The sequence below is a fragment of the Streptomyces sp. NPDC093544 genome (assembly GCF_040683495.1).
In the GTDB taxonomy this organism is placed as follows: Bacteria; Actinomycetota; Actinomycetes; order Streptomycetales; family Streptomycetaceae; genus Streptomyces.
On sequence record NZ_JBFBEA010000005.1, the window covers coordinates 192,562 to 206,654 of the forward strand.

Below are 14,093 nucleotides of genomic sequence, written 5' to 3' on the forward strand. Positions count from 1 at the left end.
CGTCGTCCGCCTTGTGTCCTCACCCCCGCGTCGTCGGCCCTGCGTCATCCGCCCTGCGTCACGCGCCCCGTGTCATCCGCCCCGCGTCACCGCAGCAGATCCCGTACGGCGTCGAACGCGGCCGTGACCGTCGCCGGGTCCGCGCCGCGGCGGGCCAGCGCGCTCATGGGGATCGGGGTGACCGGGGGCAGCCCGTCGTACGGTGTCAGGCCGTCCGGCGCGGGTCCGACCGCGGCGAGCAGGGCCACGCCCTGACCGGTGCGCGCGATGTCGAGGACGCCCGCGAGATACCCCGCGTCGCCCACCACCCTGGCCGCGACGCCGTGCGCGGCCAGGGTCGCGATGGCCCGGCGGCGGATCGCGCAGGGGTCCTCGATGGCGACCAGCGGCACGGGATCGGGGGTGCCGGGCGGCGTCCAGCCGGGTGTGGCGTGCCAGGTGAGCGGCAGGCCGCCGACCGGAGTGCCCTCGGTGGCGGCGGCCTCGGTGACATACACCGCGACGTCCACGCTGCCCCGCTCCACAGCCTCGACGAGGCGTGCCGAGCGGTCGATGCGGAAGCGCACCCGGCAGCCGGGCCGCACCGCCTGCACGGCCGCGGTGAGCCGGGGCAGGAACTGGTCGGCGGCATGCTCGGTGGAACCGATGGTCACGGTGTCGCCGTCCACGTCGAGGAGGGCGCGTACGGCCTCGTCGTGGACGGCGAGGATCCGGCGGGCCTGCTCCACCAGCAGGCGTCCGTCGGTGGTGAAGCGCATCCCGCGGCCCTCACGCTCGACGACCGCGCGGCCCAGCGTCTTCTCCAATCTGCGCACGTGCTGGCTGACCGCGGACTGGCTGAGGGCGAGGGAGTGGGCCGCGCGATGGAAGCCGCCGCAGTCGGCTATCGCGGTCAGGCTGCGGAGGGCCACGATGTCGAGCACAGGTTGGGACATGCTGCGAACGTAGCCCGATTCCGGCACCGATCGCGATTGCTGATCGATTTCGATGCGGAATCGTCGTTGGACGTGCGCGGCCACGGCCAGTCATGATGAGGCCATGCTTCATGCCACCGCTTCCGCTGCCTTCCTGACGCAGCGCCGAGTCATCGACTTCGGCGTGGCGTGCAGCGCGCGCTGTCGCTGACCTGCTGAAGCACTCCGCCGCCTGCCCTTTCTGAGGCGTTCGGCACTCACACTTCCCGCGAGCCACTTCTGGTTGCGCGTATGACACGTGACAACGGTCCTGAGCCGCGCCCTCGTACCTCCGTATGTCCATCCCCCACGCTGCCCCGCCCCGCCAAGGGAGTCACCCCCTCATGCCCGCATCCCCAGCCCTGTCCTCCTGGAACGAACCCGAAGGCCTCGCCGCACGCGGCACGCTCATCGTGCTGGCCGGGCGCGGTGAGCACGGCGGCCTGTACGAGCGGTTCGGCCGCCGGCTCGGCTTCGACGCCTACCGCGTACGCGCCCTCGGCGATGCCGGCACCGACCCGTCGGTGCTGGACCAGGCCGCCAAGCTCCTCGCCGACGAGTCGCTGCCCGGCCCGAAGGTGCTGGTCGGTTCGGACACCGGTGCCTGGTACGCCGCCCACCTGGTCGCCGAGCAGACGCCGGGGATCGACGCGCTGATCCTCGTCGGTCTGCCGACCGTCTCCTGGGAGTCCGGCAGCTGGGACGCCGAAGTCCAGGCCCGCACCGCCTGCACCACGCACCAGGGCCGGCTCACGAACGACCCGGACTTCCGGCGCGGAGCACTCGACGCGACGGTCGATCTGCCGGAGCTGCGCCTCGGTCTCCTGCGCGTCCCGGTCCTCGCCCTGCACGGCGCCGACGACACGGTCAGCCCCCTCGACCAGGCGCTGAGCCTGTATGCGGGCCACCCCGGAGTGCGGACCGTGACGTTCGACGGCGGCCGTCATGACGTACTGAACGACGCCCAGCACCGCACGGTCGCCGCCACGGTGGTCCTCTTCCTGGAGCGGCTGCGCCTCTCCTCCGAGCTGCCCCTGATCGCCGAGGGCCTCGCATGACCGCCCGGGTGACGACGACTGTCGCCGAGCTCGACGCCCTGCTGCGCTCCGCCGAACCGCCCGCGGTCCTCGACGTCCGCTGGGCGCTCGGTGATCCGCACGGCCGCGACCACTACGTGGACGCGCACATCCCCGGCGCCGTGTATGTCGACCTGGACACCGAGTTGGCCGCACCGCCGAGTCCGGAGGGCGGACGCCATCCGCTGCCGGATCTCGATGATCTGCGGGCGGCGGCACGGAGGTGGGGTGTGCGGGCCGGTCAACCGGTCGTCGTGTACGACGACTTGGGGAACACGGCCGCGGCCCGGGCGTGGTGGCTGCTGCGCTACGCCGGGGTGGCCGACGTGACGCTCCTGGACGGGGCGTTGGGCGCGTGGCGGTCGGCCGGACTGCCGCTGGAGTCGGGCACACCCGCCGATCCGCCGCCGGGTGACGTCGTCCTGAGTCCCGACAGTCTCCAGACCATCGACGTGGACGGGGCCGCCGACCTCGCCACGACGGGGCTGCTGCTGGACGCCCGCGCTGCCGAGCGATACCGCGGTGAGGTCGAGCCGGTGGACCCGCGCGCCGGCCACATCCCGGGTGCGGTCTCCGCGCCGACCGGGGAGAACCTCGCGGCGGACGGTACCTTCCTGCCGCCCGACGAGCTGCGCAAGAGGTTCGCGGACAAGGGTGCCGACGCGACCGCGCGTATCGGCGTCTACTGCGGTTCCGGCGTCACCGCAGCCCATCAGATCGCCGCACTCGCCATAGCCGGTTACGAGGCGACCCTCTTCGCCGGCTCCTGGTCCGCCTGGTCCGCCGATCCCGCACGCCCCGCCGCGACCGGCCCCCTGCCGTCCTGAGGCGACGCGAGAGGAACCCCGCCATGACGACGAAACCCCTGAGCCCGGCACCAGCCGTGCTGCCCGCCCCCACCCCCGACACCCCCGCCGCTCCGGCCCCCAAGAGCACGCCCCGCGTCATCATCCGTGGCACCGCCCGCTCCACCCGCCGCTTCACCGTCCCCCGCTCAGTGCGCCGCGCCTCCGGCCCCGTCGGGCTCGTACTCCTGTGGTTCCTGGCCTCGGCAACGGGCGTCCTCCCCGAGTCCGTGCTCGCCTCGCCCGTGGACGTACTGCGCCAGGCCGTGGATCTGACCAAGGACGGTGAACTGCCCAGAGCCATCGCCGCGTCGGGACGCCGGGCCGCCATCGGGTTCCTGATCGGCGCGACGATCGCGCTGGGCCTCTCCCTGCTGGCCGGGCTGTTCCGGCTCGGCGAGGACGTCATCGACTCGTCGATGGGCATGTTCCGGGCGATCCCGTGGGTGGGTCTGATCCCGCTGTTCATCGTCTGGTTCGGCATCGACGAGACCCCGAAGATCGCGCTCGTCGCACTCGGCGTCACCTACCCGCTGTACTTCAACATCTACGGCGGCATCCGGTCCACCGACTCCCAACTCGTCGAAGCGGCACGAATGATGGGGCTCGGCAGGCTGGGCCTCATCCGATACGTGATCCTGCCGAGCGCGCTCCCGGGGGCACTCGTGGGCCTGCGGTACGCGCTCTCCACCGCTTGGCTCGCGCTCGTCTTCGCGGAGCAGATCAACGCCGACGCGGGTCTCGGCTATCTGATGAGCAACGCCCAGCAGTACTTCCGCACGGACATCATCGTGCTCTGCCTCGCTGTGTACGCGCTGCTCGGTCTGGCCTGCGACTTCGCCGTACGGGTTCTCTCGCGCCGCCTGCTGACCTGGCGCGCCAACTTCGAGGGCGAGGTCTGATCATGACCAACAGCGTGGAAATACGGGGGCTTTCACGGGCCTTCGACGGCAACACCGTCCTGCACGACCTCGACCTCGACATCCGCGAGGGCGAGTTCGTGGCCCTCCTCGGACACAGTGGCTGCGGCAAGTCGACGCTGCTGCGCATCCTCGCCGGGCTCGACGACGAGATCGGCGGCGAGGTGACCGTGCCCGCGCGGCGCAGTGCCGCGTTCCAGTCTCCTCGGCTGCTGCCCTGGCTGAAGGTGTGGCGCAATGTCGTCCTCGGGCTGCCCGGCCGCCCCGACCGCGCGCTTGCCGACAAGGCGCTCGACGAGGTCGGCATCGCGGAACGCGCGACCGTCTGGCCCAAGACCCTCTCCGGCGGTCAGGCACAGCGCGTCTCACTCGCCCGCGCTCTCGTCCGCGAGCCCGAACTCCTGCTCCTGGACGAGCCGTTCGGCGCGCTGGACGCGCTGACCCGGGGCAAGGTGCAGCAGTTGGTGGGCGAGCTGTGGAAGCGGCACGGCTGCGCGATCCTCCTGGTCACGCATGACGTTGAGGAGGCGCTGCTGCTCGCCGACCGGGTGCTGGTGATGGACGAGGGGCGCATCGCCCACGACCTCACCGTCGACCTGCCCCGCCCCCGCGATCTCACCGCCCCCGAGTTCGTCACCCTCCGCGCCCGCGTCCTCGGCTGGCTCGGTGTCACCCCCACCCTCGAAGGAACCCCCTCGTGATACGCAGAATCGCAGCCGCCGCCCTGAGCGTCACCGCACTGCTGGCGCTGACCGCCTGCGGCGCCGACTCCTCCGCGGACACGGCCACCAGCCAGGACGACGTCACCCTGACCATCGGCGACCAGGCCAAGACACTGCAGACCATCTTCGACGCCTCCGGCGCCCTCAAGGGCGCCAAGTACAAGGTGAAGTGGGCCGAGTTCGAGGGCGCCGCGCCGCTCTACCAGGCCGTCCAGGCGGGCGCCACCGACACCGCGTACTCCGCCGATCTGCCCGCCCTCCAGGCGCTCAGCGGCGGCGTCAAGTTCAAGAACATCGCCGCGCTCAAGAACGACGGCCACAGCACCGGGATCATCGTTCCCAAGAACTCCGACGTGAAGAGCGTCAAGGACCTCAAGGGCAAGACGGTCGTGGTGTCCTCGGCGAAGGGCAGCATCGCCGAGTACCTGCTGGCCAACGTCCTGCAGCAGAACGGCCTCAACTACTCCGACGTGAAGGTGCAGTACCTCCTGCCGACCGACGCGCAGGCGGCTTTCGTCTCCGGGAAGATCGGGGTCTGGGCGACCTTCGGGACGTACATGGCCGTCGGTCTGCAACAGGAGGGCCGGCTCCTCGTCGACGGCACCGACGGACGCATCAGTGGATACGGCTTCATCGGCGCCTCCGAGAAGGCCCTCGCGAGCCCGGCGAAGAAGACCGCGCTCGGAGACTTCCTCAAGCGCCTCGGTACGGCCCTGGAGTGGACGGACACGAACCAGACCGCGTACGCGGACGCCATCGTGAAGCTGAACGGCGCCGACCCCTCGGTCGCGAAAACGCTCTCCACATCCGCCTACAGCAAGGTTCTCCCCATCACCTCCGAGGTGACCTCCAAGGTCCAGGACGTCGCCGACCTCATGAACGGCATCGGCGTACTGGAACCGAACGTCGACGTGGCGAAGTCGGCCGACACGTCCGTCCTCAAGTGACCTTTGGAAGCAAGTCACCTGTGACAGCGAGGCGCCTTCGACATCACATCGCCTCTGGCATCAAGTCGCCTTTGACCACCAGGAGTTCATCATGCCCGTAGAGTTCATCAGCGCCGTCCACACCGACTCGGGAGCCAGCGGTCCCGCCGCCAGCGCGCGCACCGGCTTCGATCCCGACTACGTACGCCGTTACGCCCGCGCCCTGGACGACGGCGGCTTCGACCACACACTGGTCGCCTACCACTCGGCCTCACCGGACGCCCTCCAGCTCGCCCAGTTCGTCGTCAACCACACCGAGCGGATCCGCCCGGTCCTGGCACACCGGCCCGGCGTGATCTTCCCGACCCACGCGGCCCGCGCCTTCGCGACGCTCGACCGGATCAGCAACGGACGCCTGTCCGTTCACATCATCTCCGGCGGCAGTGACGAGGAGCAGCACAGGGAGGGCGACTACCTCAACAAGACCGAGCGGTACGAGCGTTCGGACGAGTACATCCAGATCCTGCGGAAGGTGTGGACGGCGGACGGGCCGGTCTCGCACGAGGGCAAGCACTACAAGTTCGAGGGCTTCCACTCCGACGTACGCCCGGTGAACGGGCTCGTGCCGATCTCGGTGGGCGGCTCCTCGCAGGACGCGTACCGGGTGGGCGGGCAGCAGGGCGACATCTTCGGACTGTGGGGCGAGCCGCTGAAGGAGACGGCCGAGCAGATCGCCGCCGTCAACGCGATCGCCGACGCCGCCGGGCGCCCCCACCCCCGTATCTGGGTGTCGTTCCGCCCAATCATCGCGCCCACCGACGAGCTGGCCTGGGAAAAGGCGCACCGTACCCTCGGCGTGCTCAAGGAACAGGCCGCCGGCACGGAGAAGCTGCGCCACTACAGGACGACCGGACGACCGGCCAACGTCGGCTCGCAGCGGCTCCTGGACATCGCCGAGCGCGGCGAGGTCCACGACCGCTGCCTGTGGACGGCCCCGGCCATCGCGACGAACGCCGCCGGCGCCTCGACCGCGCTGGTCGGCTCCCCGGAGACCGTTGCCCAGGCGCTGCTCGACTACGTCGACATCGGCTGCGACCTGCTGTCGATCCGCGGCTACGACCCGCTCAACGACGCGATCGACTACGCCCGTTACGTCCTCCCGCTGGTCCGGCAGGAACTCGCCCACCGCGCCGCCACCTCCCAGGCAGCCTGAACCCCATGGAGCTTCCGTGTTCTCTCGTACCCCTAAGCGCACCCTGCGTACGACCGCCGCCGTACTGCTCCTCGCGCTGACCGCCGCCTGCGGGAGCCAGGCGCAGGCCGAGTCGTCGTCCGACGTTTCCACGGTCACCCTGCGCGTCGGCGCCACCGGCTGGAAGACCGAGGAGGCGGTCCTCAAGTTCGCCCACCTCGACGACACCCCGTACAAGGTCAAGTGGAGCGTCTTCCAGGGCGGTGACCAGCAGCTCCAGGCCGTCCGGGCGGGAGCGCTCGACCTTGCCTACTCCAGCGAGATCCCGCCGGTCTTCGCGGCGGCCGACGGCAAACCGAACTTCAAGGTGGTCGCCGTACAGCGCGGTTCGACCCTCAATCAGGAGGTCGTCGTCCCCAAGGGCTCCCAGGTGACCGACATCGCGGGCCTGAAGGGCAAGAAGGTCGGCTACGTCCAGAACACCACCGCGCACTACTTCTTGTACGAGCTGCTCAAGCAGGCCGGCCTGAAGTGGTCCGACATCGATGCCAAGCCGCTCCTCCCCAACGACGGGCTCGCGGCCCTGAACGGCGGCGGCATCGACGCCTTCGCCTCCTACGGCACTTCGATCATCACCGCACACCAGCGGGGCGCCACCACGGTCGGCTCGGGCAAGGACATCCTGTCCGGCAACTTCCTCTGGTCGGCGCGCGACAGCGTCCTGGACAGCTCTGCCCAGAGTGCCGCGGCGACCGATCTGATCGCCCGGATCAGCCAGGCGTACGCGTACGTCCGTGACGGGCACCAGAGCGAATTCGCCAAGGTGATCGCGGAGACAACCCACCAGCCCGAGGCGCAGGCGGAGAAGGACTTCCTCGCCCAGCAGGCCCAGCGTCCGACGCAGGCCAGGACGGTCGGCGACGACGCGATCGCCTCCCAGCAGAAAGTGGCGGACGTCTTCACCGAACTGGGCGCGCTGAAGTCGCACCTGGACGTCAAGTCCTTCTGGTCCACCAAGCTCAACACCGCCCTGACCACCGACCTGAAGAAGACACTGTGACCTCGCAGGTAGCGGCACTCCTCGCCGAACTGGCCCCCCAATACGACCGGTCGGCCACCTTCCCCACCGAGTCCGTCCAGGCCGTCCACGAGGCCGGACTCCTCACCGCCACGGTCGGCGAACGCTACGGCGGCCGGGGCGGCCGTGTCGCCGAGACCGCGCACATCCTGCACACCCTCGGCCAGGGCGACCCCTCCGTCGCCCTGATCACGGCGATGACCCTCAACACCCACGCCCGGCAGGCCGTCCAGCCGCACTGGCCCGACGAGCTGTACGCGCGTGTGCTCAAGGAGTCCGCGGAGCGGCCCGTTCTCATCAACCACGCGCGTGTGGAGCCCGATCTGGGCTCCCCCGCGCGGGGCGGTCTGCCCGCCACGCTCGCGCGGCGCACCGCCGACGGCTGGTCGGTCAGCGGCACCAAGCGGTTCGTGACGGGGGCCGACGGGCTCGACTGGTTCCTGGTGTGGGCCACCACGGACGAACCGGAACCGCGCGTCGGCACCTTTCTGGTTCCTGGCGGTTCCCCCAGCATCGAGATCAGCGGCAGCTGGGACCAGTTGGGACTGCGGGCCAGCGGCAGCCATGACGTGACCTTCCGCGAGGTGGAGATCCCGTACGAGCACGTCATCGGCCTGGGCCCGCACGGCCCCGCCTCCGAGCAGGACAACCGCGCGGGCGCCGCTCTCCATCTCCCGCTCGCCGCCCTCTACTTGGGAGTCGCCCGGTCGGCGCAGGCCTTCTTCCACACCTTCGCGCACGCACGCGTCCCGGCCAACCTCGGTCATCCGGTGGCCCGTACGGAACGCTTCCGGCGGACGGCCGGCGAGATCGAGGTACTGCTCGCCGCCGCCGAGCAGTTGGTCTTCGGCGGCGCCGCTTTGGTCGACGCGGGCGACTCGTCGTACACCCCGGAACAGGCGCTCGGCGCGCGCGTGCTGGCCGACCGGCACGGCGTGCGAGCCGTTGAACTGGCCGTACGGCTGCTCGGCAACCCGGGTCTAGCCCGCGGCAACCCCCTGGAACGGCACTTCCGCGACATCCAGTGCGCGCCCGTGCACGCACCCCAGGAGGACATCTCCCTGCTCGCGATCGGAACGAAAGCGTTGAACGGAACGAAAGCGCCGGGGGAAGCGAAGGCGCCGACTGACACGAAGGCGCTGACCGACACGAAGGCTCTGATCCCATGACAGCACCAGCCATCACCGCCTCGGCCCAGCTGCTGGGCCTCCTCGCCCGTGATCTGCCGCCCGACCGGCTCACCACGGACCCGGCCACGCTCACCGCGCACGCCACCGACCGCTCCGGCACCCGCCTCGACGGTAGCCCGCTGGCTGTCGTGCACGCCCGACGGACCGAGGACGTGACCGTCACCCTCCGACACGCGCACGAACTGCGCGTGCCGGTGGTGCCGCGCGGCGCGGGCACCGGCCTGTCGGGCGGCGCGACAGCGGGCGAGGGCACACTCGTCCTCGACCTGTCCGGGATGAACCGCATCCTCGAACTGTCGCCGGACGACCAGCTCGCCGTCGTCGAACCCGGTGTGATCACCGCCGAGCTGGACCTGGCGGCCGCCGCCCACGGTCTGCGCTACGCGCCCGATCCTGCCAGCGCGGCCATCTCCACGATCGGCGGCAACATCGCGACCAACGCGGGCGGTCTGCGCTGCGCCAAGTACGGCGTGACGCGGGACAGCGTGCTCGGTCTTGAGGCGGTGCTCGCGGACGGCACCGTCGTGCGTACCGGCCGCCGTACCGTCAAGGGCGTCACCGGCTACGACCTCACGGCGCTGCTCACCGGCTCCGAGGGCACCCTCGCCGTGATCACGTCGGCGACACTGCGGCTACGGCCCGTTCCGGTGGCGACGGCCACGCTCGCCGCGTACTTCGCCTCCTTCGAGGACGCCGCCGAGGCCTCGTACGCGATCGGGCGGGCCGGGGTCGAGCCCGCGCTGGCGGAGCTGGTCGACGGGCCGGTACTGCACGCCATCGACCCCGCGCTGCGCGAGCGCGGTGCGGCCCTGCTGCTCGTGCAGTGCGACGGTGCGGGTGCGGCGATCGAGGCCGAGACGGTCGCCCGGCTGCTGGCACCGCTGGCCACGACGGTCGAGACGGCGGCGGACCCGGCCGAGGCCGACGCGCTGCTCGCCGCCCGCCGCCTCGCACTGCCGGCGCTGGAGCGCCTGGGCCGTCCGCTGATCGAGGACATCGCGGTACCCCGCTCCCGCCTCGCGGAGGCGGCCCGTGAGATCCGCGCCATCTCCGCGCGCCATGACGTGCCCGTCTTCACGATCGCGCACGCCGCGGACGGGAACCTCCACCCGATCATCGTCGTGGACCCGTCGCTGCCCGTCCTGCCGGACGCCGCTTGGGAGGCGGCCGGCGAGATCTTCGCGCTGGCCCTGCGCCTCGGCGGCACGCTGACGGGCGAGCACGGGGTGGGGATCCTGAAGCGGCAGTGGGTGGCGGACGAACTGGGGCCCGCGGCCCACGCGCTGCAACGGCGCCTGAAGGACGCCTTCGACCCCCGCGGGATCCTCAATCCCGGCAAGAGCCTCTAGACAGGTCTACGCCTGGGGCCTGACAAGCAGGGTGCGGACACCCTCGGAGGTGAGGGTCAGGCCGTGCGGCGAACTGCCGTCGATCGTGAGCGCCAGGTCGCTGGACGGCCACTGCGAGGCGAGGGCGCCCAGCGGCACCATGCGGTAGCGGGAGACGGACGGGAGCAGCTCGGCCATCTCCAGCTCCGAGGTGAAGACCGGCACGACCTGCTCACCGCCCGGCGCCTCCAGGACGGGCAGCGCGACGGCCGACGGGTCGGCCACGTCCTCCTCGCTGACGTCGTCGGGCACGGGGACAAGCACATCGCTGCCGGCGAGCGTGTCCAGGGCCACCGCGTCCTCGGTGTTCCGGGCGAGGACGTCCAACGCCTCCTGGGCGGGTGTCGTGGGCGTGGTGTGGTTGTTCAAAGGGGTGTCCATAGCAAATCCCGGGGTAGTGCGGACGGGCCGCCTGGGACGGGGTCCGCCCCAGGCACACCCTCTTCGCGTACCCACCCAGGAACAGGCCATTCCTCACCCTTCTCATCCGCCGACCTCGACCAGGGATCCCCCAGTGTCCGGGCCGCAGGGTGAAAACCGACCAGTAGTGGTGACCGACGCCCACGCGCGGGCCGCGCACCCGCGCCTAGCTTGGGCACATGCCGATGCAACCCTGGTTCGCCGATGCCAAGCTGGGCATCTTCATCCACTACGGCATCTACGCCGTGGACGGATGGGCCGAGTCCTGGTCCTTCTACACGGGCGAGGTCACGCACGAGCGGTACATGAAACAGCTCGACCGCTTCACCGCCGCGCGCTACGACCCGACCGGCTGGGCGGAGCTGTTCGCCCGCGTCGGCGCCAGGTACGCGGTGCTGACCACCAAGCACCACGACGGCGTCGCCCTGTGGGACACCGGCCACCGCGGTCTCGACGTGGTCCGGGACACGCCCGCCGGCCGGGATCTCGTCACCGGCTTCGTCGACGCCCTGCGCGAGCAGGACCTCAAGGTCGGCCTGTACTACTCACACTCCGACTGGAACCACCCCGACTACCCGAGCATCCGGCACGTCAGGCCGGGTGAGCCCCCCAGCCCCTTCTCCCACGCCGAGCCCGGCAAGGAGGACCCGGTGGCCTGGGAGCGCTACCTCGCCCACCGCGACGGCCAGGTCGGCGAACTCGTCGACCGCTTCCGCCCCGACCTCCTCTGGTTCGACGGCGAGTGGGAGCGCACCGAGGACCAGTGGCGGATGCGCGAACTGGCCGAGCTGGTACTCGCGGGCAACCCGGACACCGTTCTCAACGCCCGCATGCTCAGTCACGGCGACTACGCGACCCCCGAGCAGGGCGTCCCGCTCCACGCCCCGGACGGCCCGTGGGAGCTGTGTCTGACGATCAACGACTCGTGGAGCTACCGGCCCACCGACCACGACCACAAGTCGGTACGCCAGCTGGTGCGCTACTTCACCGAGACGATCGGCATGGGCGGCAATCTGCTGCTCGACGTCGGCCCGATGGAGGACGGGACGATCCCCGCGGAGCAGGTCGAACGCCTGGAGGGCCTCGGCGCGTGGATCGCGAAGCACGCCGACGCCGTGTACGGGACGGTCGCCGGGCTGCCGGCCGGCCACCACTACGGCCCCAGCACCCTGTCCGCCGACCGGCGCACGCTGTACCTGACCTGCTTCGACGCACCGCGCGATGCCGTGTCGATCCGTGGCCTGCGCAACGCGGTGCGCCGGGTGTCCGTGCTGGGCACAGGCACCGAACTGGGTCACCACATCACCGGCGGCCTGGACGAGGTACCCGGCGTGACCTGGATCGACGCTCCCGCCTCGGCCGACCTCGACGAGTACGCCACCGTGCTGGCCGTCGAACTGGACGGGGAGCTGGACCTCTACCGGGGCGCCGGGCGCGACTGACGGAGGAACTCGTCGAGCGCGTGCGCGTCGGGCGCGGTGGCGGGCCCGGACCGGGTGACCGCCATCGCGGCGGCCGCGTTGGCGCGACGGGCGGCGTCGGACGGGGGCAGACCGCCCGCCAGAGCGGCCATGAAGACGCCGGTGTGCGCGTCGCCCGCGCCATTGAGGTCGACGGCCCGGACCTCGAATCCGGGGACCGCGGTGAGCGTGCCTTCGTGGTGCAGGAGGCAGCCGTCCGGTCCGGTACGGATCAGGGCCGAGCCGCGCGTCAGACGGGACCGCACGGCGTGAGCCGCGGCGGCAGGGTCGTCGACTCCCGTGAGCAGCGCGGCTTCGCGGGCGTTGCAGCTCCACCAGTCGGCTCTGGCCATGAGCAACTCCAGCGCCTCAAGAGGGATTTCACCCACCAATGGACCAGGATCCACGATCACCGTGACGGCCGGGTCCAGCAGGGGCACCCATTCGACGAGCGCGGCGCGATTGGCCTCGTACATCAGGCCGTAGCCGGAGACGTAGACCAAGTCGGTTGCCTCTGGCCGCAGTTCGGCGAGATCGGTGAAGGACAGCGTGGCTTCGGCGCCTGGGCTCGTGACAAAAGTCCGCTCGCCCTCGGCGTCGACGAGGCAGACGCAGAGGCCGGTGTCGAGGTCCGGGCGGGGGGCCAGCAGGACATCGATGCCCTCCGCGTTGAGCGCGCTCCGGGCCCGGTCTCCGAAGGGACCCGTACCGTGGGCTCCCGCGTAGGTCACGGGCAGTCCCTGGCGGGCCGCCGCCGCCATGACGTTGAAGCCGCCGCCCGGCGTCCGGTCGGTGCGGGTGGCGAGGACGTCGCCACCGCGCTCGGGCAGCGCCGGAACTTCCAGGACCAGGTCCATCATCACGTTGCCGAGATGCAGGAGCCGGCTCACGGCCGGCCTCGCAGGGTGAGGAGCGCGGCGGCGGTCGCGTCCAGATCCAGGTGCGGGTTCACTCGCACCAAGGTCGTCCGGGCGTCGGCCGGGAAGGCGTCCACTCCGTGGCAGGCGCCGCCGACGGCACCCGCGATCGCGGCGATGGTGTCGCAGTCGCCGCCGACGGACGCGGCGAGCAGCGTCGCCCGCCACGGGTCGTCCGGGTGGGCCGCGAGGACGGCGAAGGCGGCGGGCACGGACTCCTGGGTCGCGAGGCTGGTGCCCACCAACGTGTAGACCCGGTCGCAGACTTGGGCCTCATCGAGACCTCGTACGAGCTCGGTGGCCCACACGATCCGCTCGGCCACATCGGCAGCGGCCACCCAGTGGCCACGGTCCGCCGCCGACCGGGCAGCCGACACGGCGACTTCGACAGCCTCCGGAACCGACGCACCGTCAAGTCCCGCGCTGACCGCGGCGGCCACGGCTGCCGCGCCCGCGAGGGCGACCCCGGTGTTGTGGGTCAGCCGGCTGGCCTCCACGACCCGGTCCACCAGCGCGACCGGATCCGCCGCGGCCACGGCGATACCCACGGGCGCGATCCGCATCGCCGCGCCGTTGGTGGTGCCGTACCGTCCGACCTCGTCCACGGGCGTACCCGCCAGGACCTGTTCGACAGCGCGCTTGGTGGAGGGGCCGAGCAGATCCAGCGAGCCACGGGCCCGCATGTCCTCCTCCCAGGCCACCAGCCGCCGGGCCAGCTCCGCCGGGTCGATACTCCCCTTGCCATCAAGCAGCAACTGAGCGAGCAGGAGAGCCTGTTCGGTGTCATCGGTGATCGCCCCGGCCGGCATCCCGGCGGCCAGCGGGTGGTCGGGGTCGGCGGGGTGGAACCCGGTCAGCACCGGCCCGTACCGCGCGAGAATCTGCGGGCGCGACAGCATCTGGGTCGGCATGCCGAGTGCGTCCCCGAGGGCGAGCCCGTACAGGGCTCCGGCGGCGCGGCTCTGGAGGGTCATGGGCACTTTCCGTATGGGGTTGGCCGAGTTCG

14 protein-coding genes are annotated in these 14,093 nt (G+C 71.2%); 10 read left to right on the plus strand and 4 right to left on the minus strand.

The genetic code is table 11. From position 1 onward, the window contains the following. Positions 1 to 86 precede the first annotated feature (86 nt). On the minus strand, positions 87 to 935 hold the full coding sequence (locus AB0N66_RS09105; RefSeq protein WP_365430577.1) for a LysR family transcriptional regulator: 849 nt from the start codon (positions 933 to 935) through the stop codon (positions 87 to 89). Between the two features lie 362 nt (positions 936 to 1,297). Between AB0N66_RS09105 and AB0N66_RS09110 the strand changes: the two genes are divergently transcribed. The 9 genes from AB0N66_RS09110 to AB0N66_RS09150 all read left to right on the plus strand — a co-directional run bounded on the left by AB0N66_RS09110 (position 1,298) and on the right by AB0N66_RS09150 (position 10,251). Beyond that, complete coding sequence (locus AB0N66_RS09110) at positions 1,298 to 2,011, plus strand: lysophospholipase (RefSeq protein ID WP_365430579.1); 714 nt, start codon at positions 1,298 to 1,300, stop codon at positions 2,009 to 2,011. Further along, positions 2,008 to 2,856, plus strand: a complete 849-nt coding sequence (locus tag AB0N66_RS09115) for a sulfurtransferase (RefSeq protein ID WP_365430581.1) — start codon at positions 2,008 to 2,010, stop codon at positions 2,854 to 2,856. The genes AB0N66_RS09110 and AB0N66_RS09115 overlap by 4 nt, the downstream gene beginning before the upstream one ends. A gap of 23 nt (positions 2,857 to 2,879) precedes the next feature. Beyond that, positions 2,880 to 3,776: an ABC transporter permease gene (locus tag AB0N66_RS09120; protein ID WP_365430583.1), complete on the plus strand. Its 897-nt coding sequence runs from the start codon at positions 2,880 to 2,882 to the stop codon at positions 3,774 to 3,776. Positions 3,777 to 3,778: 2 nt separating this feature from the next. Continuing rightward, positions 3,779 to 4,495, plus strand: coding sequence for an ABC transporter ATP-binding protein (locus AB0N66_RS09125; RefSeq protein ID WP_365430585.1), 717 nt, complete (start codon positions 3,779 to 3,781; stop codon positions 4,493 to 4,495). Beyond that, positions 4,492 to 5,463 (plus strand): ABC transporter substrate-binding protein, encoded by a 972-nt coding sequence (locus tag AB0N66_RS09130; RefSeq protein WP_365430587.1) that lies wholly within the window; start codon positions 4,492 to 4,494, stop codon positions 5,461 to 5,463. The genes AB0N66_RS09125 and AB0N66_RS09130 overlap by 4 nt, the downstream gene beginning before the upstream one ends. A gap of 91 nt (positions 5,464 to 5,554) precedes the next feature. After that, positions 5,555 to 6,655 (plus strand): LLM class flavin-dependent oxidoreductase, encoded by a 1,101-nt coding sequence (locus AB0N66_RS09135; RefSeq protein ID WP_365430589.1) that lies wholly within the window; start codon positions 5,555 to 5,557, stop codon positions 6,653 to 6,655. A gap of 16 nt (positions 6,656 to 6,671) precedes the next feature. Next, positions 6,672 to 7,694, plus strand: a complete 1,023-nt coding sequence (locus AB0N66_RS09140) for an ABC transporter substrate-binding protein (RefSeq protein WP_365430591.1) — start codon at positions 6,672 to 6,674, stop codon at positions 7,692 to 7,694. Beyond that, entirely contained in the window at positions 7,691 to 8,881 is a 1,191-nt protein-coding gene (locus tag AB0N66_RS09145; RefSeq protein WP_365430593.1) for an acyl-CoA dehydrogenase family protein, read from the plus strand. Before AB0N66_RS09140 ends, AB0N66_RS09145 begins: the two co-directional genes overlap by 4 nt. Beyond that, positions 8,878 to 10,251, plus strand: a complete 1,374-nt coding sequence (locus tag AB0N66_RS09150; RefSeq protein WP_365430595.1) for an FAD-linked oxidase C-terminal domain-containing protein — start codon at positions 8,878 to 8,880, stop codon at positions 10,249 to 10,251. Before AB0N66_RS09145 ends, AB0N66_RS09150 begins: the two co-directional genes overlap by 4 nt. Before the next feature lie 6 nt (positions 10,252 to 10,257). On the opposite strand, the gene AB0N66_RS09155 is transcribed toward AB0N66_RS09150, so the two are convergent. Next, a complete protein-coding gene (locus tag AB0N66_RS09155; RefSeq protein WP_365430597.1) occupies positions 10,258 to 10,671 on the minus strand; it encodes an SseB family protein in 414 nt (137 codons plus the stop codon). A 218-nt stretch (positions 10,672 to 10,889) separates the two neighbouring features. Here AB0N66_RS09155 and AB0N66_RS09160 point away from each other — a divergent pair, with 218 nt between their 5' ends. After that, the gene (locus tag AB0N66_RS09160) at positions 10,890 to 12,152 is read left to right on the plus strand and encodes an alpha-L-fucosidase (RefSeq protein WP_365430599.1); all 1,263 of its coding nucleotides are present in this window, start codon (positions 10,890 to 10,892) and stop codon (positions 12,150 to 12,152) included. Here the strand turns inward: AB0N66_RS09160 and AB0N66_RS09165 are convergent. Together AB0N66_RS09165 and AB0N66_RS09170 are read right to left on the minus strand one after the other, a co-directional pair. Next, on the minus strand, positions 12,128 to 13,060 hold the full coding sequence (locus AB0N66_RS09165; RefSeq protein ID WP_365430601.1) for a PfkB family carbohydrate kinase: 933 nt from the start codon (positions 13,058 to 13,060) through the stop codon (positions 12,128 to 12,130). The genes AB0N66_RS09160 and AB0N66_RS09165 overlap by 25 nt on opposite strands. Then, positions 13,057 to 14,061, minus strand: a complete 1,005-nt coding sequence (locus AB0N66_RS09170; protein WP_365430603.1) for an ADP-ribosylglycohydrolase family protein — start codon at positions 14,059 to 14,061, stop codon at positions 13,057 to 13,059. Before AB0N66_RS09170 ends, AB0N66_RS09165 begins: the two co-directional genes overlap by 4 nt. Positions 14,062 to 14,093 lie beyond the last annotated feature (32 nt).

Coding starts and splice junctions, on each gene's coding strand:
- AB0N66_RS09105 (WP_365430577.1), bottom strand. CDS start 935: ATGTCCCAACCTGTGCTCGACATCGTGGCCCTCCGCAGCCTGACCGCG.
- AB0N66_RS09110 (WP_365430579.1), top strand. CDS start 1,298: ATGCCCGCATCCCCAGCCCTGTCCTCCTGGAACGAACCCGAAGGCCTC.
- AB0N66_RS09115 (WP_365430581.1), top strand. CDS start 2,008: ATGACCGCCCGGGTGACGACGACTGTCGCCGAGCTCGACGCCCTGCTG.
- AB0N66_RS09120 (WP_365430583.1), top strand. CDS start 2,880: ATGACGACGAAACCCCTGAGCCCGGCACCAGCCGTGCTGCCCGCCCCC.
- AB0N66_RS09125 (WP_365430585.1), top strand. CDS start 3,779: ATGACCAACAGCGTGGAAATACGGGGGCTTTCACGGGCCTTCGACGGC.
- AB0N66_RS09135 (WP_365430589.1), top strand. CDS start 5,555: ATGCCCGTAGAGTTCATCAGCGCCGTCCACACCGACTCGGGAGCCAGC.
- AB0N66_RS09150 (WP_365430595.1), top strand. CDS start 8,878: ATGACAGCACCAGCCATCACCGCCTCGGCCCAGCTGCTGGGCCTCCTC.
- AB0N66_RS09155 (WP_365430597.1), bottom strand. CDS start 10,671: ATGGACACCCCTTTGAACAACCACACCACGCCCACGACACCCGCCCAG.
- AB0N66_RS09160 (WP_365430599.1), top strand. CDS start 10,890: ATGCCGATGCAACCCTGGTTCGCCGATGCCAAGCTGGGCATCTTCATC.
- AB0N66_RS09170 (WP_365430603.1), bottom strand. CDS start 14,061: ATGACCCTCCAGAGCCGCGCCGCCGGAGCCCTGTACGGGCTCGCCCTC.